The sequence below is a fragment of the Marinoscillum furvescens DSM 4134 genome (genome assembly GCF_003386095.1).
Classification (GTDB): Bacteria; Bacteroidota; Bacteroidia; order Cytophagales; family Cyclobacteriaceae; genus Marinoscillum; species Marinoscillum furvescens.
In genome coordinates, this window is record NZ_QREG01000027.1 from 25,760 (window position 1) to 44,661 (window position 18,902).

An 18,902-nucleotide genomic window follows, 5' to 3' on the forward strand; every position below is an offset into this window, starting at 1 on the left:
TCATGAGTTATCTCCAGCATACCAAAGTTTTAAATGCTCTGTGTACATTGGCCATTATCGTGTGGAGCTGTGCTTGTGAGCAGTCAGAGGGTCACAAAGAAAGTTTTGCAGACTATTCACCATACCTGGATAGCCTATTGACTTCAAACCTTTCTAGCCACGATTTGGACCAGCTGAGCCTTGCCTTAGATAGTAGCATGGCTCCTGGAGCTTTTGACCTGAATACTCAGGAAAACCGAACGCTGCTCAAGGCTGGAGATTTGGGTGGACTGATCTATGGTAGTCATGAGCTCATTTCCCAATTGAAAAACAGTAAGGAGATCACAGCTACCCATGAACAACCCGAGGTAGTATTTAGAGCTATAAAGTTTAACCTGCCCTGGGACTCCTACCGAAGAGGAGAATCCCTACAGCTCCACATGGAAACGTGCAAAGACCTGAACTACTGGAGGGCTTTTCTAGACATGATGGCCGCCAACCGGTTCAATGCACTCACACTTTGGAACCTCCACCCCTTCAACTTTATGATTCAGGCGAAGGGATTTCCGGCAGCTCACACCTTTAGCGATGAAGAATATGCCAGGTGGAAAAGGCTCTACAAAGGAATCTTTGCGATGGCCAAAGAGCGTGGGATTGAGACGTATATTGTCAACTGGAACATTTATGCTCCCAATGAATTTTTGAACAAACATGGACTGAAACTCATCAAAAACAAACACGCTACACTGGGCGATGCGGATCAGTCTCCTATCATTAAGGCATACACCAAACAGTGCGTCACACAGGTGATCAACGAATACCCAAACCTTACAGGCCTCGGGTTTAGCCTTGGTGAATTTATGGGAGGCATGAACCCTGCTGAGCGCGAACAATGGATTCTGGACACTTTCATCGCTGGCATAAATGAGGCTGACAGAAAAGTAAAGCTCATACACAGAGTGCCCTTTTCCGCAAATGAAGGCTCCGAGGGCAGTACAGATGCAGATACTGAACTGATGACTCGAGAGGCCATAGAAAGTATCGAGGGAGTGATCCCACCTATTTGGGTGGAAGTAAAGTTTAACTGGTCCCATGCTCACAGCACCCCAAAACTGATCAAAACACATGGCGGACCTCTCCATGACAAATATTGGAACCCTGCTCCTACCAATTACCGAATAGCATGGATGATGCGCAATGAAGACTTTTTCTGCTTGCGCTGGGGCAGCACCGATTTCATCAAAAAACACCTTCAGCTCAACAACCAACCTTACGCGGGAGGATACTTCATAGGTTCGGAGAGTTATATCCCCGCAAAGGACTATTTTACTAAGCCAGGTGATAAAGTCCCATGGAACTATGCATTCGAAAGGCAATGGCTCTATTACATGGTTTGGGGCAGACTCCTGTACAATCCCAACACACCTGACAGCACCTTTCAGCAAGCATTCAAGCATGAATTTGGGCCAGAAGCGATTCACTTGTTTGAGGCATACCAAAACGCCAGTCAGATTCCATTGGAAATTATCTCAGCATTTGATATTGGCTGGGATTTTACCATGCACGCAGAAACGTTCTCCAGGCTCTTTCAGTGGCCAGATGCGCATTTGATAGATATCAACACACTCATTGCTCATCCTGTGCTCGATCCACAGTACATGAACACCCGCACGTATGTTCAGCACATGCTGGCAAACACTCCGATCTCCTCTGACAAGATTACACCTGTAAAACTTGCCCAAAGAATTGAAGAGCTCGCCACCGCCACACTTGATCAGCTCGATAAAATAGGCCCCACAGATGAGCATATGAAACAAGAAGTAGGTGACGCACGTGCCTGGGCGCTACTCGGCAAGTATTATTCTCACAAACTCAAAGCAGCCATTGCTCTGGAACTGTTTAGAAACACCGGAACAGAGGAGTACCAACACCAGGCACTCGTGGAAATCGAACAGGCCATAGCCTGGTGGGATCAGCTGGCAGCAGTCACTAGTAACCTCTACCAGCCATTCCCGATTATGATCTATATGCCCAAAGGTGATCCCAAATTCCACTGGGCCAACATCAAAGAAGAGGTGCACAAAGACAAAGAAATCATCGCAGCAACCGTCCCGTTGGCATTGCAATGAAACATTCTTGTGCAAACAGTTGCGCAATGGATTTCCATTGAAATGTCTCAAAATTTTAAGAAATTAAGGACCCAATGTCATTCATCGAAAATTTAACAGATCAATTATGTCTTCATTCACAGTTAGTACTTGCCAAAATCCACCCGGATACAGGCAACCCCGTTGGTTTCAAAAAACCATTCATAAAAGAACGCTTATTTGGCAGTCTTTTTCTGGGTAAATCCCCCTTTGCTCTCATAGACTAGTCTAAGCACTGGTCCGAACTTTTTTAACAAACGCATGATCCATAGGCCAAGTCCCTTCGCATTGGATAAGGCTACTGGCAACCATACAAACGTCTCAACATTCATGAAACAAAAAATCATTCTTGGTCTCATTTTTTGCCAACTGCTCTACAGCTGTAGTCAGGACACCACACAAAGTGAAGAAAAAGCACAAACAAAAGCCGCTCCTGCAGCTAAAAAGCCACTGAGTATCCCCTACAGCGAAATCAAGGACCTGAGTGGGTTTAAGCCCACCGGTGACAACTGGCAGGAAGTAGGTGGAGTAAAGGCCAACTACACCGAAAAACATCACATTGAAATTCAGGAGGGTACAGGAATCATCGTGAATACCAATGACCAGGAAAAAAACAAACACCTACTTACTGATTGGGAGCATGGTGATCTGGAGCTCGACATTGAGTTTTTGATACCTAAAGGCTCCAACTCCGGGCTTTACTTTATGGGCAGGTACGAAATCCAACTGCTAGATAGCTGGGGGGTAAAAAAGATGAAGTACAGCGACTGTGGATCGGTCTATCAACGCTGGGACACCTCACGCCCAAAAGGTCAGGAAGGCTACGAAGGCACACCTGCCAACGTAAATGCCAGCAAAGCACCCGGCCTATGGCAGCATTTCAACATCCTGTTTAGAGCCCCAAGGTTCGACGAAAATGGCAACAAAATTGCCAATGCCAAATTTGAACGCGTGATCCACAATGGCACCCTCATCCACGAAAACGTAGAAGTAACCGGCCCTACCCGTGCAGCCAGATTTGGAGACGAAAAACCCACGGGTCCGCTTTTGATTCAGGGCGATCACGGTCCTGTAGCCTTTAGAAACATCCGCTACAAAAAGTACCACCAGCAAGAACTCAAGCTGACAGACCTAACCTATGACTACTACGAAGGTGAATTCAGAAAAGTACCTCACTTTGATACACTCACGCCGGTAAAATCAGCCAAAGCCGAAGGCTTTTATCCACAGAAACACACCAACAGCAAAAACTACTTTGCCATAGACTATCAGGGCACAGTAGAGGTACCTGTCACTGGAGACTACATCTTTCATATCAAAGCAGACGAAGGAGCTATGTTTTACATAGACGATTCCTTAGTAGTAGACAACAACGGCCCGCATGGCTATCGGACCAGATCTGGCAGCATCAAACTAACCAAAGGATCCCATAGCCTTCGTTTAGGTTTTATGCAGTATAAATGGGTCATGGGGCTCAGCGTGAAGGTAGAAGGCCCAGGCATTCCGCTCCAGTATTTTTATTCGGAAAAGATCGACGATCACAACATCCCTCCGCACCCCATGGTGATCAACCCTGAAAACGAACCTCGCATGCAGCGCGGGTTTATGGAAGTCAATGGCAATAAACACACGCATGTGATAGCCGTAGGCCACCCAGAGAATTTGCATTATGCCATAGACCTGCAGGACGCCAGCATCCTACATGTTTGGCGTGGAGACTTTGCAGATGTGGCAGGCATGTGGCACTCCCGCGGGCACAGCCAGCTGATGGCCACAGCCGGACCAGGCGTAGCTCTGGGCAACACCCCCGACCTGGCCCAATACGAGGGTGACGACTGGCCTTCAGCAAGTCAAATTGAATACAAAGCGTATCAACTCAATGAGAACCGCCAGCCAGTATTTGAATACATGCTGGAGGGCAAGGTAATCACAGACCACCTAATGCCCGCAGACCAAAAACTCACCAGAATGCTCTCAGCCCCAGGTCTGGACGATCTCTGGGTGCGCATCGCCGCAGGGACCAACATAGAACCTATCAGCGAGGGTGTCTACCGCATAGATGGCAACTACTATATAGAATGCTCCAGTAGCGACATCAAACAAATGAGTGAAGGCGACCTACAGCAGCTAATGATCCCTGTTTCTCCAAAAGCTGAATATTCACTGATATGGTAAGTATTGGCACTAAATCAAACGGTAAACTGGCTAACAGAATTTTAACAAACAAAAGCATGAAAGTTTCATTTTTTCTGATTGGTGTGTTGCTCAGCATGGTAAGCGTGGGCCAGTCCATGAGCGACTTTTACAAAATAGAAACCCTACACATTCCCGAAGAAATCGCATTGGAAGTGGGTGGTGTGGCTTTCAACGACCAGGGACAAATCGGTGTATGTACGCGCCGTGGAGAGGTCTGGCTCGTATCCAACCCCCAATCCCCAAAACCCGACTACAAACTAATAGGTCATGGTCTGCACGAAGCACTCGGCCTCAACTACCGCAATGGCATATGGTATGTGACCCAGCGCAGCGAGATCACCAAGCTCATCGATCTGGATGGAGATCAGGTAGCGGACAGGTACGAGCAGCTGGCCGGCTGGCCTCTGTCTGGCAACTATCACGAGTACTCTTACGGACCAGAGTTTTTGCCCAATGGAGATATGATCGTTACCCTAAATGTGGCCTGGCATGGTGGCGGCAGAAGCTTTGTGAAGTGGCGCGGCTGGATGCTTCGCATCACACCACAGGGCGAGATTTTTCCTTTTGCTGCAGGGTTTCGCTCACCAGCAGGGTTTGGAGTAAACGATCAGGGCGACATCTTCTATGCCGAAAACCAGGGCGACTGGGTAGGCTCTGGGCGTGTCACCCATGTGGAGCGCGGAGATTTTGTGGGACATACGGCCAGCCTTAAGTGGACCGACGACCCTAAATCACCTCTGAGGCTGAAGCCTGAAAACATCCAGCCTAATTCTGAGCTTACCCTCTACCAGTATGCCAAACTCGTGCCTGAAATCAAGCCTCCAAGTGTATGGTTTCCTCATGGTCTGATGGGAGTATCCACTTCCGACATCAAGCAAATCCCCGACGGTTTTGGTCCGTACACCGGACAAATGCTCGTGGGTGATCAGGGCCATAGCAAAATCATGCGTATGGTACAGGAAAAAGTAAATGGCGTCTATCAGGGTGCATGCTTCCCATTTGTCAATGGCTTTGCTTCCGGAATCCTTCGTTTTCGGTTTGATCAGCACAATGACCTTTACGTAGGGCAAACAGCACGTGGCTGGTGGGCCATTGGTGGAGAACTATTTGCGCTCCAGCGCCTAAAATGGACGGGCAAGACCCCGTTTGACATTAAAGGGATCTATGCCAAACCGGACGGTTTCGAAATCGAGTTTACTAAACCTATCGATGCTCAGCAGGCCGCAGATGCCTCCAGCTATCAGATCGCAGACTTTACCTACAAGTACCATCAAACCTACGGTAGCCCGGTGATCGAGCACGAAAAGCGCTCCATCAATCAGGTAATTGTATCAGAGGATGCCCGCAAAGTGAGGGTCTACATAGACAAACTCCGAAGAGGCTTTATCTACGAAGTGAAAACCCCGGGAATTACCGCTGCCAATGGCGAAAAGCTCGTAAATGACTTTGGCTTCTACACCCTGAATGAGATACCAAAAGGGTCCAAAGCCGTATTTGCATCGCGCAAAAGCGAATCAACTACTGGCACTAAAAGAGCTTCTAAACGTAAAACCGTACTACCGGAAGGCTGGGACGCCAATGAACTCGTTAACCTGGAAATCTCAACCATTCCGGGATTGAAGTTTAATAAAAACCTTCTCACAGTAAAGCGTGGGGCTAAAGTGCGTCTGACCTTTGTGAACCCTGACGACATGCTACACAACTTTGTACTGGTAAAACCCGGCACGGCAGATGATGTAGTGCAGCAAGCACTAAACCTCGGCCTCAACGGACAGGAAATGAACTATGTTCCTACTAGTGATGCTGTGCTTACCCACACCAACCTGCTACAGCCTGAGTCGTCTGAAACCATCTACTTTGAGGCTCCCGGTCAGCCCGGAAACTACACCTTCGTGTGTACTTTCCCAGGTCACGGACCAGTCATGAGAGGCACTTTCAAAGTAGAATAACACATCAAAACTTCATTTATGAACAAGTACATTTTTATACTATGCACCATCCTTTTGAGCTTGCAACTACAGGCTCAAAAGGAGGTTGCTGTTTTGGTTTTTTCAAAAACCAATGCCTTTCGGCACGGAGCCATAGAAACAGGCAAAGAAACGATAGCGTCACTTGGAGAGCGGAACAACTGGCGCATTCAATTCTCCGAAGACTCCCTTGACATAAGCAGTGAAGTACTAAGCGAAACCGATGTACTTATCTTTCTCAACACCACCGGAGATATCCTCGGTGATGCCCAGCAAGCCGCCATGGAGGACTATATCCAAAACGGGGGTGGTTTCGTAGGCATCCATGCAGCCTCAGATACAGAATATAGCTGGCCATGGTACCACCAGTTGGTAGGTGCACATTTCAAAAACCACCCCAAAACACAGGAAGCCAAACTGACAGTACATCAGTGCAACAACCATCCTGCCACTGAGCACATGCCGGAAGAATTTCGAATTACCGATGAATGGTACAACTTCACAGCTCCAGTAGAGAAGCACGTAAATGTGCTTTTGTCGTTAGATGAAAACTCTTATGAAGGTGGTGAAATGGACGGAAACCACCCGATAGCGTGGTACCATCACTATGATGGAGGGCGCGCCTTCTACACCGGCCTGGGCCACACAAAAGCCATTTATCAAAATGAAATGTATCAAAAGCACCTGGAGCAAGCGATACTGTGGGCTGCAGGATTGCGCGATGTGGAGCTGGATAAAAAATGGAAAAACCTGCTGGACAAGGACCTTACGCAATGGGACGTATACATGGGCGTACCTCACGTCACCGTGGAAGGACTGCCCGGAGTACCCAAAAGCGAAAATGTACACGATGGAGTAGCACTCGGCCTCAACAATGACCCCAAAAATGTATTTAGCACCATAGAAGAAAATGGAGAGGTACAGCTAAAAATCACTGGAGAAATCTATGGAGGGCTGACCTCCAAGGCCGCTTACCAAAATTACCACTTCAAGGCGGAGTTTAAATGGGGAACCAAAAAATGGGAGCCGCGACTGGACCAGAAAAGAGACAATGGCATCCTGTATCATTGCCGTGGTTCGCACGGCAGTTTCTGGGATGTATGGATGAGCAGCCTCGAATGCCAGGTGCAGGAGACAGACTGTGGAGATTTTATTGGCCTGGCCGGTGCCAGTGGCGAAGTGCGGTTTACAGAAGTAGCCACTGATGGTGGCAAAAAAAGAAAGCAATACGACCCAGATGCTACAAAACAACGGGCCACTTATGTACACAAAAGCACACTCCACGAAAAGCCCAACGGAGAGTGGAACACCATCGAAGTACTCTGTGTAGGTACCACCAGCATACATGTAGTCAATGGCCATGTGGTCAATGTGATTGAAAATGCTACCTATAAGAAACCCAATGGTGAAATCATACCGCTGGACCAGGGGCAAATCCAAATACAATCGGAAGCTGCTGAAACTTACTACCGCAACATCCAAATACGAAGTATTACGGACTTCCCTCGCAAGTATAGACGCCAGATGAACTTATAATTCCCTGAAAACAAACCTATGAATCGTCTTCTAATAGCTGTTTTTTCTCTATTTTATTTTTCCGCTATTTGCCAGGAAACACCGGAAACATTCAAAAACCCGATACTGCCAGGCTTCTACCCTGACCCTTCCATTTGCAGAGTTGGTGACACCTACTACATGGTCAACTCCAGCTTCGAATGGTTTCCGGGCTTGCCCATCCATCGGAGCAAGGACCTGGTCAATTGGGAGAAAATAGGACATGGCCTGCATCGACCAGACCAGATCGTATACAAAGACGGCCTGGACAATTCTCATGGCATTTTTGCCCCAACCATTCGCCATCACGAAGGCACTTTCTATATCATCACCACTATGGTGGGCCAAAAAGGAAACTTTATCATCACGGCGAAAGATCCCGCAGGACCATGGAGCGACCCGATCTGGATCGATGATGCGCCGGGAATTGACCCTTCGCTGTTTTGGGACGATGATGGTAGGTGCTACTACACCGGAGCAGGAATAGTGGATGGCACTCGTGGAGAATGGCCCGGGAAAAATGGCATCTGGATGCAGGAAATTGATCCAGACAAAGGAATCCTTCTGGGTGAGAAAAAGCAACTCACCTACGGACATGCCTCCAACGCACGATGGGCAGAGGGACCTCATTTATATAAAATCGATGGGGAGTACCTATTGCTGATTGGCGAAGGTGGCACAGGTGAATACCACGCGGTGACGGTTTTCAATAGTAAAAACTTGTGGGGCCCTTATATCCCCAACCATGCCAATCCGGCAATGACCCATCGCCACCTCGGCAAGTCCTACCCCATTGGCCAAACGGGACATGCAGACCTGGTCCAAACACAAAATGGCGATTGGTGGAGTGTGATGCTAGCCAAAAGACACCACGAAGGCTTTGTATTCCTAGCCCGAGAAACATTTTTGGCTGAGGTAAAAATGACCCGGCAGGAAAGCGGCATCACCCCTATATTCAATCCGGGCATTGGTCTATTGCAAGCTGAGCAGGTGCGACCAGACCTACCATGGACACCTGTAGAGCCTATTCCTCAAAAATTTGAATTCGACGATCCTGAACTAAGCCTACAATGGAACTTCCTAAGATCACCCCGCTATGAGTGGTATAGCATAACCAATGGCAAACTGAAATTAGAGCTCAGACCTGAACAAGTCACTGAGCTGGTGAACCCATCCTTTATCGCACAGCGCACCAGACATTTCGACTATACGGTGGCCACTTCACTGGATTTCAAAACCAAAGCCGAAAATGAAAAAGCAGGGCTGGTGATCTACCGTAGGCATGGCAATAATTATCAACTCGTAAAGACAAAAAATGAAATACAACTTTTCAAATGCTTGCAAAAAGGCAATAAAGGACCTTTCGAGCCACAGCTTGTAGCAAAAGTGCCTTACTCAGGTAAGACTGTAGAATTGATGGCACAGGTATCCGGCCAAACTGTACAGTTCTTCTACAGTAAGAGCGGAGGACAAAGGCAGGCCATCGGTACACCGCAAGACTACACCATCGTATCAGATGAAGTGGCCCAGCGTTTCAATGGAGTATATGCTGGAATCTACGCCACCTCTTCTGGAGCAAAGAGCAAAAACGAAGCAAGTTTTGACTGGTACGAATACAAAGGAAAGTGAAATAAGACCATTAATAATAAACTCAATTCTGCCCCTAAGCAAACCAATTGATCAAGGCATTATCAAGTAAGAGAATACATCATTATAAAATGCTCAAATACTGACATGTTGAAACAGCTAATTACACTTTTCATTTTTGTACTTGCCACGGGCATTACTTTCGCTCAGTCGGGCGAAATGAATCTAGGGGAAAGAGTGATTCCCGTCTCCCCCGCCGACAAGTTCATAGATCCTGATTATCACATTTGGGGAGCCTCTGTGATCAAAGGTGATGATGGCAAATACCACATGTATTACTCCAGATGGCCCTACGAACTAGGCCATATGGCGTGGGTTACACACTCGGAGATTGCCCATGCTGTAGCTGATAGTGCTTCAGGTGCATTTAGGCATGTGGACGTAGCTTTACCAGCCCGGGGCAAAGCATACTGGGATGGCAGCACTACTCATAACCCAACAGTCTTTAAAAAAGATGGTGTCTACTACCTGTACTATATGGGTACTACTTTTAGTCAGGAAGCCGAGCAACCTACCAGTATGAAAAACAAAGACTGGTGGGGATACCGCAATAACCAGCGGATAGGAGTAGCCTGGTCTGATACCCCCTATGGCCCATGGAAGCGATTGGACAGACCCGTATTGGATGTGAGTACATCTCCTACCGCACCAGATGCTTTGATGGTCTCCAACCCGGCTATCAACGTGGCTCCTGACGGCAAAATCTTCGCTGTATACAAAGCTGTAGGTAAACAGAAAGGATGGAAACCGGTGGATATGGCTTCCAGTGACAGCTATCGGGAATCCAAAGGAAGCCGAGTGAGGTACATGGTAGCATTTGCAGATAGTCCATTTGGCCCATTTGAAAAACACAACGAAACCATCTTTGAGCTGAAAGACTCAGAAAACGAACACATGATCGCTGAAGACCCCTTTGTTTGGGCTGATGATCAAAACTACTACGCGATCGTGACAGACATCAAAGGCAGGTTTACCGGAGATGCCGGAGCACTAGCGCTCATGCAATCATCCAATGGGTATGATTGGGTTCAGGCAAAACACCCCCTGGTTCTTCCCAGTAAAATACCGAAACAGGACGGCACTTTCACCGAATACAAGGTGGAACGCCCACAACTCCTCATTGAGAATGGCACACCCACCCACATTTTTGGAGCTTTAGGTATTACAGTGAATGGCGTACATCGTGGACATGCTTGTAATCTTAGAATTCCACTGGCTCCATAAGTGATATGGGCAAGTAATTCTGCAGGTAAAAATTACGTTTTACTAGATTACTGTGCCGGACATATGCCATCATTATTCAAAATCAAAAGGCTGCTTCCATCATAAAGCGGCCTTTTTTATTATACCTACATGTAACCTTGAGTTCCTACTTCCACGTGCGCAAACGTTTTGCTTTCAACTGAGTCTCAATAGGTATAGCTTCGAAAAACCCAATTAAAACGGTTTGAGCTCCCAGTACACTGATTAGTTCCTAACCAGTAGCCGCTGACGTGTATCGCTTCTAACATCATGGTATTTCATTTCATACTTCGAACACCAAACTTTTAACATGAAGAAAATTTTACTGTGTAGTTTTATTATCATCTCATCATTCGCAAATGCCACTGAGTATCATGTGGCAAAAGATGGCAACGACTCAAATGCTGGCACTGAGTCAGCTCCTTTTCTGACCATCAGCAAAGCAGCAAGTATCGCTGTAGCAGGTGATGTGGTCACGATCCACGAGGGAACCTACAGAGAAACGGTTTCCCCGGCAAACTCGGGCACCGAGGGCAGCAAAATCACTTTTCAAGGGGCTCCCGGTGAGAAAGTAATCATCTCAGCCATGGAAGTCATAGATGGCTTCACACTCGATCAGGGTAGTATTTATAAAGCATCAGTCAATTGGAATTTGGGCCAAAGAATGTTTGTACTCCACAATAATAGCCCATTAGATTTGGCTCGCTGGCCCAATAATGTAGACGGAGATAGATTTACTCTAGATGCCGAAAACAATACTGGAGGTAGTGACCAGAACAGTACGAGCTCAGGTTATTTACTAAGTGACAAAATCCCTGATTTACCCTGGGAAAAAGGAGGCACACTATTCTTTTTTGGCCATAGCAGATGGTATGGATGGAAGTTTCCTGTGACAGCAACTTCCAGTGGAAGGGTAGACTGGCAGAGTACGCATGCAACCAATGCAGGCTGGATAGTGGCAGCTCATGCTCCAGGTGCTTACAGCAAGGTTCCTGGTGAGTTTTTCCTGGAAGGGATAAAAGAAGCGCTAGACTTTCAAAATGAGTGGTACTATGATGAGACAACCAAAGAATTATTCGTTCAGCTTCCCGGAGGCATAAAACCTGCAGATGGTTCCATAGAAGTATCCAAAAGGGAAAATACCATCAACATTGATAAAAAAAGCCACATTGAATTTCGCAATTTGGCAGTCATTGGAGGCTCTATTCAAATGAATGGTGATAACAATAAGTTGTATCAGATTTCCAGTTTTTATGGGGCCATGACCAGAGGCAGCAACCTCTCTGGACTCTTTTCGAATGTAGCAGCCGTAAATATCGGCTGGCGATCGGCAAACAATCAATACGCTAACAATGTCATTGAGAAATGTGAGATCGCCTTCAATGATGGTACAGGCATACGAGCCATTGGTCAAAATACACTCATTAAGAATAATTATATCCACGATTGTGGATACCTCGGCACTTATGATGCTCCTGTACTGCCCCGCGATGGCACCACAACTACCGTCACACAAAACACGATAAATCGAGCCGGTCGGGATTGCATCCAAATCATCAACAAAGGTTCGGAAGTATCCTACAACGACATCTCGCAAAGCAACCTCATCGCTGATGACTGTGGACTACTCTACACCATCAACAAGAACCTGAACATCGACATCCATCACAACTGGTTTCACGATACATTTGGACGTGGAGATCTCTACAAAGCCACCGGCATCTACCTCGACAATGATGCTTCAGACGTACGCGTATACCGAAATGTAGTCTGGAATGTAGAATGGACCAACATCCAAATAAACTGGGACGGTCAAAACATTGACATCTTTAACAATACTTTTATTGAAGGATCTGCCACGATGGGTGCATGGCACAAGGAAGGCACCTCCTTTACCAATGTAAAAGTATGGAACAATCTTTCAGACAAAAGCGATTGGGAACCACAGTCAGACAAGCAAAACAATGTGACCTATACCACCGACCCATTCATAGATAAAGCGGCTGGAAATTTCATTCCTAAAGAAGGGTCGGTAGCCGTAGATGCTGGAAGAGAAATAAGTGGATATACAGAAGGATACGCAGGAAGTGCACCAGACGCCGGCGCATATGAGACGAACGACAATTGGGTCGCGGGAGTAGACTGGGACCTAAAATCAGGCCCAAATGGTATTTGCTATGGATTGCCTGGAGAAATTTGCAACCAAATAGAAGTCACCAACATCACTCTTGAGCCTACAAGCATGGTACTTAATGCTATCGGTGAAACAGCAACCATATCCGCCACAATTGAACCAGAAAACGCGACCAACAAACAACTCAAATGGACATCTTCTGATCCCAATGTGGCGACCGTTGATGCCAATGGAATGGTGACCGCAGTAGCTGTTGGAACTACGGCAATTTCTGCAAGTACTGACGATGGAAGCGTATCAGCACAAGCAAACGTAACGGTGGATATCATAGCAACAAGCCATGAGCTAAAAGTGGATGCAGCCGCATTCCCTAACCCCCAACGAGCTGGCGAAATAGTCACGATAGACCTGGGACACAAAAACACCCAGGCGAAGGTGACGATCTACGATGCTTCTGGCAAAATGATGGATAAGGTAGAAATGACCGGCCAACACAACATCAAAAACCTCTACAAAAAAGGTCTTTACCTTTTAGACATCAGGTTTAATAACGGCACTTCCATTACCCGACGGATTGTCATACATTGACATGATGTACTTCATCATATAAACTGCAAAACCAGCTCAATCAAGCTGGTTTTTTCATGTCTGACAGTTTCATTTTGAATCCAGCTCTCCATTGTTGCGCAAAGCTTTTCGCTACCTAACCAGCACTCCAGCGCCTATATTGGGATATGCTTCAGATAGGTCTACCTATCCGAAAGCACCAATCTAAACGATCTTGGAGCCCTCTATCAACATAGCACACATCATTGAGCGATTTGCCCGGGATGACGATCAGGCAGCATTTAAAGTGTTTTTTGATCATTACTATCCCAGGCTGATCAAATACGCGCTCTATGTGCTAGAATCTCAGGCCAATGCTGAAGATGTAGTAGCCAACGCCTTTGTGAAATGGTGGACCGGACGTAAAAAACTTCTCCTCGTAAACCGTGTAGAACCCTACCTCTTTACTGCACTAAAGCACGACTGCTACAACTTCCTTCGTGACAACAAGCAACATTTTATGGTAGCTCACCAGGAAGAGCACTCGCAGCACTCCATAGAAAATGGTCATCCGGAGCAGCTGATGATGGATCAGGAAATCAATCTGGTAGTGGCAAGCGCTATTAATCTGTTGCCCCCAAGATGTAAGATGGTATTTGAGCTGGTAAGAAATGATGGCCTTAAATACGCAGAAGTAGCCCAGCTGATGGATGTCTCCGTAAAAACAGTGGACACTCAAATGGCACGGGCAGTCGCCAAAATTCGTGAAGCAATAAATTCCTACCAATCAGTTAATAATTCGCAATCAAACTCAATAAAAATTGCGAAATAACTCACAAACCACCCCTTCACTTTATTTAAATTAAAAATTTTAAAATTCCTTGTAGGGAACATCTCTAGTATCTGTGTCCTTCTGGTGATTTGACAAAAATCACCAATGACAGAAGAACAAAAATATAAACTGGAAGCCCGAGTCCTTTCGGGCAATGCAACGGAAGACGACCAGCGCCGATGGGAGGCTTGGTTGATGGCTAACCCACAAGAGCAGGAACCTCACGAGCTGCTCACTCAAAACTGGTCAGCAACGAATTCCCCGGCCCCGAATCAAAAGGCTGTTTTTGAACGAATCAGCAAACGTCTCCCCTTTACCCCTACGGAAGAGCACCCTAGAATCAAACACTGGTACCGTGCCGCTAACCTGGCAGCATGTGTGCTGGCACTCTTCGCCTTATGGGTGGGTCTTTCTCCCGTAAATCCGCCTGAGGCCCCACCCGGGGTAACCCTGATCACCAAGACCAATCCTGTAGGTCAAAAAATGAAGACCTACCTACCCGATGGCACGGTGGTCGTTCTAAACTCCGAAAGTACACTTTCGTATCCAAGCAAATTTCTAGGAACTGAACGATTGGTAGAACTCTCCGGTGAAGCCTATTTTGATGTGGCCGAGGACAAAAACATGCCCTTTCGGGTCGTTACCCAAAACATAACTACCACGGCACTAGGCACCTCCTTCAATATCCGTGCATTTAAGCATGAATCCAGCATAGAAGTAGACCTGGAAAGCGGGTTAGTAGATGTGGAATATCGGGAGGAACAAACGCAAAGTGAACAGCACTATAAGCTAACACCCGGACAAGCCATTATCTATGACCGCACATCTAACCAAGTGCACAAGGGAACCTTTGACCCAAAAGCCAGACTAAGCTGGAAAGATGGCATCATCTATTTCCAAAAAGCCTCTCAAAATGAAGTAATAGAAACTTTGGAGCGCTGGTATGGTGTGACATTTCATGTAGAAAATCAGACTGGTTCTTCGTGGCATTATTCCGGATCTTTTAAAAATCAAAACCTACAGCAGGTGCTAAATAGCATCAGTTTTACCAAAAAATTCACCTACCGAATAGAAAACGAAACAGTATATATCACCTTTCAAAAACCAAAGCCTATGTAACATCCCGTCACAACCTAAACACAGACTTAAGTAAACAAGCATTCAGAGGGCGTGACTAAGCTCCTACACCAGACACGCCACTCCGAATGTGATAAAATTGATTTTTTATGAAAAACCAACTTCAATTATGAAAGATAAACGATTACGACTATTTATCATGACATCTAAGTACGTCATTTATGGACTCATACTGCAGGCCTTTTTGAGCGGCATGCTCCTGGCATCCGAAACGAAGGCCCAAAAGGCCAGCAGTGTGAAGGAAGTACGCCTTTCACTTCATGTCTCTAACGAAGAGCTTCACGAAGTTTTCAAGCGCATAGAAGCTAAAACCTCTTTTGGATTTGGATATGATGAGAAGGACCAGGCATTGAGCCAAAAAGTGAGCCTCTCCTATGAAAACACTCCTTTGGCAGACATACTCCTGGACCTGTCCTCCAAGGCTAGTGTGAAGTTTCGTCAGGTAGACCACACCATCAATGTCAGCCAAAAAGACAGTCAAAAGAGTGAACCACTGGAAATCATCATTCAGGGTATCAAAGTAAGTGGACGCGTAATTTCTGCCGAAGATGGCGAGGGACTCCCCGGAGTAAACGTCACTATCAAAGGCACCGCCTCGGGGACCATCACAGATATCGAAGGAGCCTTCTCGCTGGAAGTACCCTCGGAAGACGCTGTGCTCGTTTTCAGTTATGTAGGCTTTGAGCCACAGGAAGTACTGGTCGGCGACCAAACCAATTTTGAGATTCAGCTCTCACCGGATTATACCTCCCTCGAAGAAGTAGTGGTCATCGGCTATGGCACACAGAAAGAATCGGATCTCACCGGAGCTGTAGGCCAGGTAAAATCAGACGATATAGACAAGTACACCTATCCGGATGCAGCTCAGGCTATACAAGGGCGTATGGCAGGTGTGCGCGTAGAAGCCAATGGAGGAGCACCCGGTGCCAATACGCTGGTAACTGTGCGAGGTAACAGTACCCTTTCAGACCAGGGGCCTCTATATGTTATCGATGGTATGTTTACCAACAGCATGGACATGCTCAACCCTTCTGATATCGAGTCGATTTCAGTACTAAAAGACGCATCAGCCAGTGCCATCTATGGGTCAAGAGCTGCAAATGGAGTAGTCATCGTCACCACCAAAAAAGGTGTGAAAGGACGTACCACTATAGATGTAGACGTAAGCCATGGCATACAAGAGACGGTAAGCACGCTAGACTGGGCCAATGCCCGCCAATATGCAGACATTGTAAACCGTGCGCGTGACAATGATGGAAACCCCAGATTTCCAGCCAATGACTCTAAGTTCAATCCGAACATCGATAGTGACATTCAGGCTGCCTCACTTCGTACAGCACCAGTCACCAATGCAAACATCCGATTTGCCGGCGGCAATGAAAACGCTACGTTTAGCATATCGGCCAACCACTACGATCAGGAAGGCATCCTTAAAGAGTCGAGCTTTCAGCGCTCCAGCGTCAGGTCATTTCTTACGTTTACCAAAAATCGATTTAAGTTGGAAAACACCATTGGACTTACCCGTACGGTAAACAACCCAAACAACTACTTCAACAAAGAACGTGACCTACTGCCGACAATTTCCATCTATGATGCCGCAGGTAATTTCAGTGCCTCCGACATTCCTGATACAGTAGGCGCTCCATCTATAGGCACGCACTATGGAGTGGGCAACATCACCAACTCGCTGGGTCTGGCCACACTCGAAGATCGAACCATTACTAAAAACCTCCTCATAGGAAGTATGAATGGCTCCTACGAAATCATCAATGGTCTTACGTACAAGCTCAACCTTGCACTGGAAGCATCCGCTCAAAACAACTACACCTTCAGACCGTCATTTTCATTTAACGGATCAGAAGTAGGCAATCAGCCCTTTGCTGAACTTAAAGAAACCAATACCAACTACCTCTCGACATTGGTGGAGCATACGTTGAACTACAACAAAAGCTTTGGCACACACAATCTGGACGTCATTGCTGGATATACCAACCAGCTGGCCAACACCCGTTTCCTCGGAGCTGTAGCTCGCAGGTTCCCATCTAATGATATCCGTGTAGCTTCTGCAGCTGAAGAATTGTCTTCCATGCCCTCAGCTGATCTCACCAAAGCTATACAGTCAGTTTTTGGACGGGTAAATTACACCATAGATAACAAGTATCTGTTCACAGCTACGGTTCGTAGAGATGGTTCTTCCCTGTTCAAAGAGGGCTTGCGATGGGGTACCTTCCCATCTTTTGCTTTAGGCTGGAATCTTAGCAACGAACCCTTCATGGCAGGAGTAACAGCTATAAAGAACCTCAAGCTGCGCGCCAGCTACGGGCAGGTGGGATCCGACAATGTGCCTATTTATGCCATCAATCCGGAGCTTAACCTTTTTAGTGAATACCCTATCGGCGTAGGTCAGGATAGAGCTACAGGCTATAGCATCACCAAAGGTGTAAATGAAAACATTACCTGGGAAACCACTAAGACCACTGATATAGGTGCGGAGTTTAGCACCCTGCAGGGAAGACTAAAGGTTACCATGGACTATTTCATCAAAAACTCTGAAGACGTTTTGGTGGAGCTGCAGCTTCCACTGTATACTGGTTTTGGCAACCGTGTACCTTTCAATACGGCTAGTATTACCAACAGAGGATTTGAGTTCTTAGCCAGCTATTCAGAGTCAAAGGGTAACTTTGTCTACAATGTAACTGGAAACTTCACCTTGCTAGACAATGAGGTTACAGCACTCGGAGATGCCACACCAATCATCGAAGGGCAGTTTACGAGCAATGGCCTCAAAGGCACCAAAACAGATGTTGGTCAACCGGTTTCTTCGTTCTTTGGATATGTGGTAGACGGCATTTACCAAACGGACGCAGAGGCTACGGCAGCCAATGACGCTAACAGCCCTCAGGCTGGCGATCTAAAGTTTAAAGACATAGCTGGACCTGAAGGAAGTGGCCCCGATGGCATGATTGATGAAAACGATCAAACTTACCTCGGCAGTCCTATTCCAAAAGTGGAGTATGGCTTAAACTTCTCTGCAGAATACAAAGGGTTTGACGTTAGCTTGTTTTTCAATGGCGTAGCTGGCAACAAAATCCTCAACGGAAACCGCTACCGTGGCTACTTCGATACGGAAGGCAACTACCTGGCCGATGCGCTCAATGCCTGGACACCAGAAAACACCAACACAGACATTCCGCGTAATACGCTCAGCGATCCCGGGTTCAATAGAAGAATGTCAGATTTCTACCTGGAAGATGGTGGGTATTTCCGTTTGAGAAACTTTCAGTTTGGATACACCCTACCTGGCACTCAGAATGAGTACCTGAAAAAAGTACGAGTGTACACCTCTATCCAAAACTTATTTACACTCACAGAATATACAGGCTACTATCCTGAAGTAGGAAGAAATACCCGAGGCAATCGCCGCATCTTCAATATGGGTGTGGACGAAGGAGCCTACCCTACAGCGCGCACTTATCGCCTGGGAGTACAAGTTTCATTTTAAGCTCTAAAAAGATCTGAAT

The 18,902-nt window shown here is 46.7% G+C and carries 10 protein-coding genes; all 10 read left to right on the forward strand.

Annotated elements, in window-relative coordinates; all coding sequences use genetic code 11:
• The first annotated feature begins 2 nt into the window (after window positions 1-2).
• Window positions 3-2,108, forward strand: a complete 2,106-nt coding sequence (locus tag C7460_RS20660) for a hypothetical protein (RefSeq protein WP_115870047.1) — start codon at window positions 3-5, stop codon at window positions 2,106-2,108.
• Window positions 2,109-2,456: 348 nt separating this feature from the next.
• A complete protein-coding gene (locus tag C7460_RS20665) occupies window positions 2,457-4,301 on the forward strand; it encodes a family 16 glycoside hydrolase (RefSeq protein ID WP_170148121.1) in 1,845 nt (614 codons plus the stop codon).
• Between the two features lie 56 nt (window positions 4,302-4,357).
• Window positions 4,358-6,271 carry a plastocyanin/azurin family copper-binding protein gene (locus C7460_RS20670; RefSeq protein ID WP_115870049.1) on the forward strand — a complete coding sequence of 638 codons (1,914 nt, stop codon included), beginning with the start codon at window positions 4,358-4,360 and terminating at the stop codon, window positions 6,269-6,271.
• Between the two features lie 18 nt (window positions 6,272-6,289).
• Window positions 6,290-7,825 (forward strand): ThuA domain-containing protein, encoded by a 1,536-nt coding sequence (locus tag C7460_RS23890; RefSeq protein WP_170148122.1) that lies wholly within the window; start codon window positions 6,290-6,292, stop codon window positions 7,823-7,825.
• A gap of 18 nt (window positions 7,826-7,843) precedes the next feature.
• Window positions 7,844-9,472 carry a glycoside hydrolase family 43 protein gene (locus C7460_RS20680; protein ID WP_115870050.1) on the forward strand — a complete coding sequence of 543 codons (1,629 nt, stop codon included), beginning with the start codon at window positions 7,844-7,846 and terminating at the stop codon, window positions 9,470-9,472.
• Window positions 9,473-9,577: 105 nt separating this feature from the next.
• Complete coding sequence (locus C7460_RS20685) at window positions 9,578-10,714, forward strand: glycoside hydrolase family protein (protein WP_115870051.1); 1,137 nt, start codon at window positions 9,578-9,580, stop codon at window positions 10,712-10,714.
• Between the two features lie 328 nt (window positions 10,715-11,042).
• Entirely contained in the window at window positions 11,043-13,454 is a 2,412-nt protein-coding gene (locus C7460_RS20690; RefSeq protein WP_115870052.1) for an Ig-like domain-containing protein, read from the forward strand.
• 193 nt (window positions 13,455-13,647) lie between these two features.
• Window positions 13,648-14,244 carry an RNA polymerase sigma-70 factor gene (locus tag C7460_RS20695; protein ID WP_170148123.1) on the forward strand — a complete coding sequence of 199 codons (597 nt, stop codon included), beginning with the start codon at window positions 13,648-13,650 and terminating at the stop codon, window positions 14,242-14,244.
• A 105-nt stretch (window positions 14,245-14,349) separates the two neighbouring features.
• Window positions 14,350-15,363: a FecR family protein gene (locus C7460_RS20700; protein ID WP_115870054.1), complete on the forward strand. Its 1,014-nt coding sequence runs from the start codon at window positions 14,350-14,352 to the stop codon at window positions 15,361-15,363.
• 127 nt (window positions 15,364-15,490) lie between these two features.
• Window positions 15,491-18,883, forward strand: a complete 3,393-nt coding sequence (locus C7460_RS20705) for a SusC/RagA family TonB-linked outer membrane protein (protein ID WP_245986501.1) — start codon at window positions 15,491-15,493, stop codon at window positions 18,881-18,883.
• Window positions 18,884-18,902: the final 19 nt, after the last annotated feature.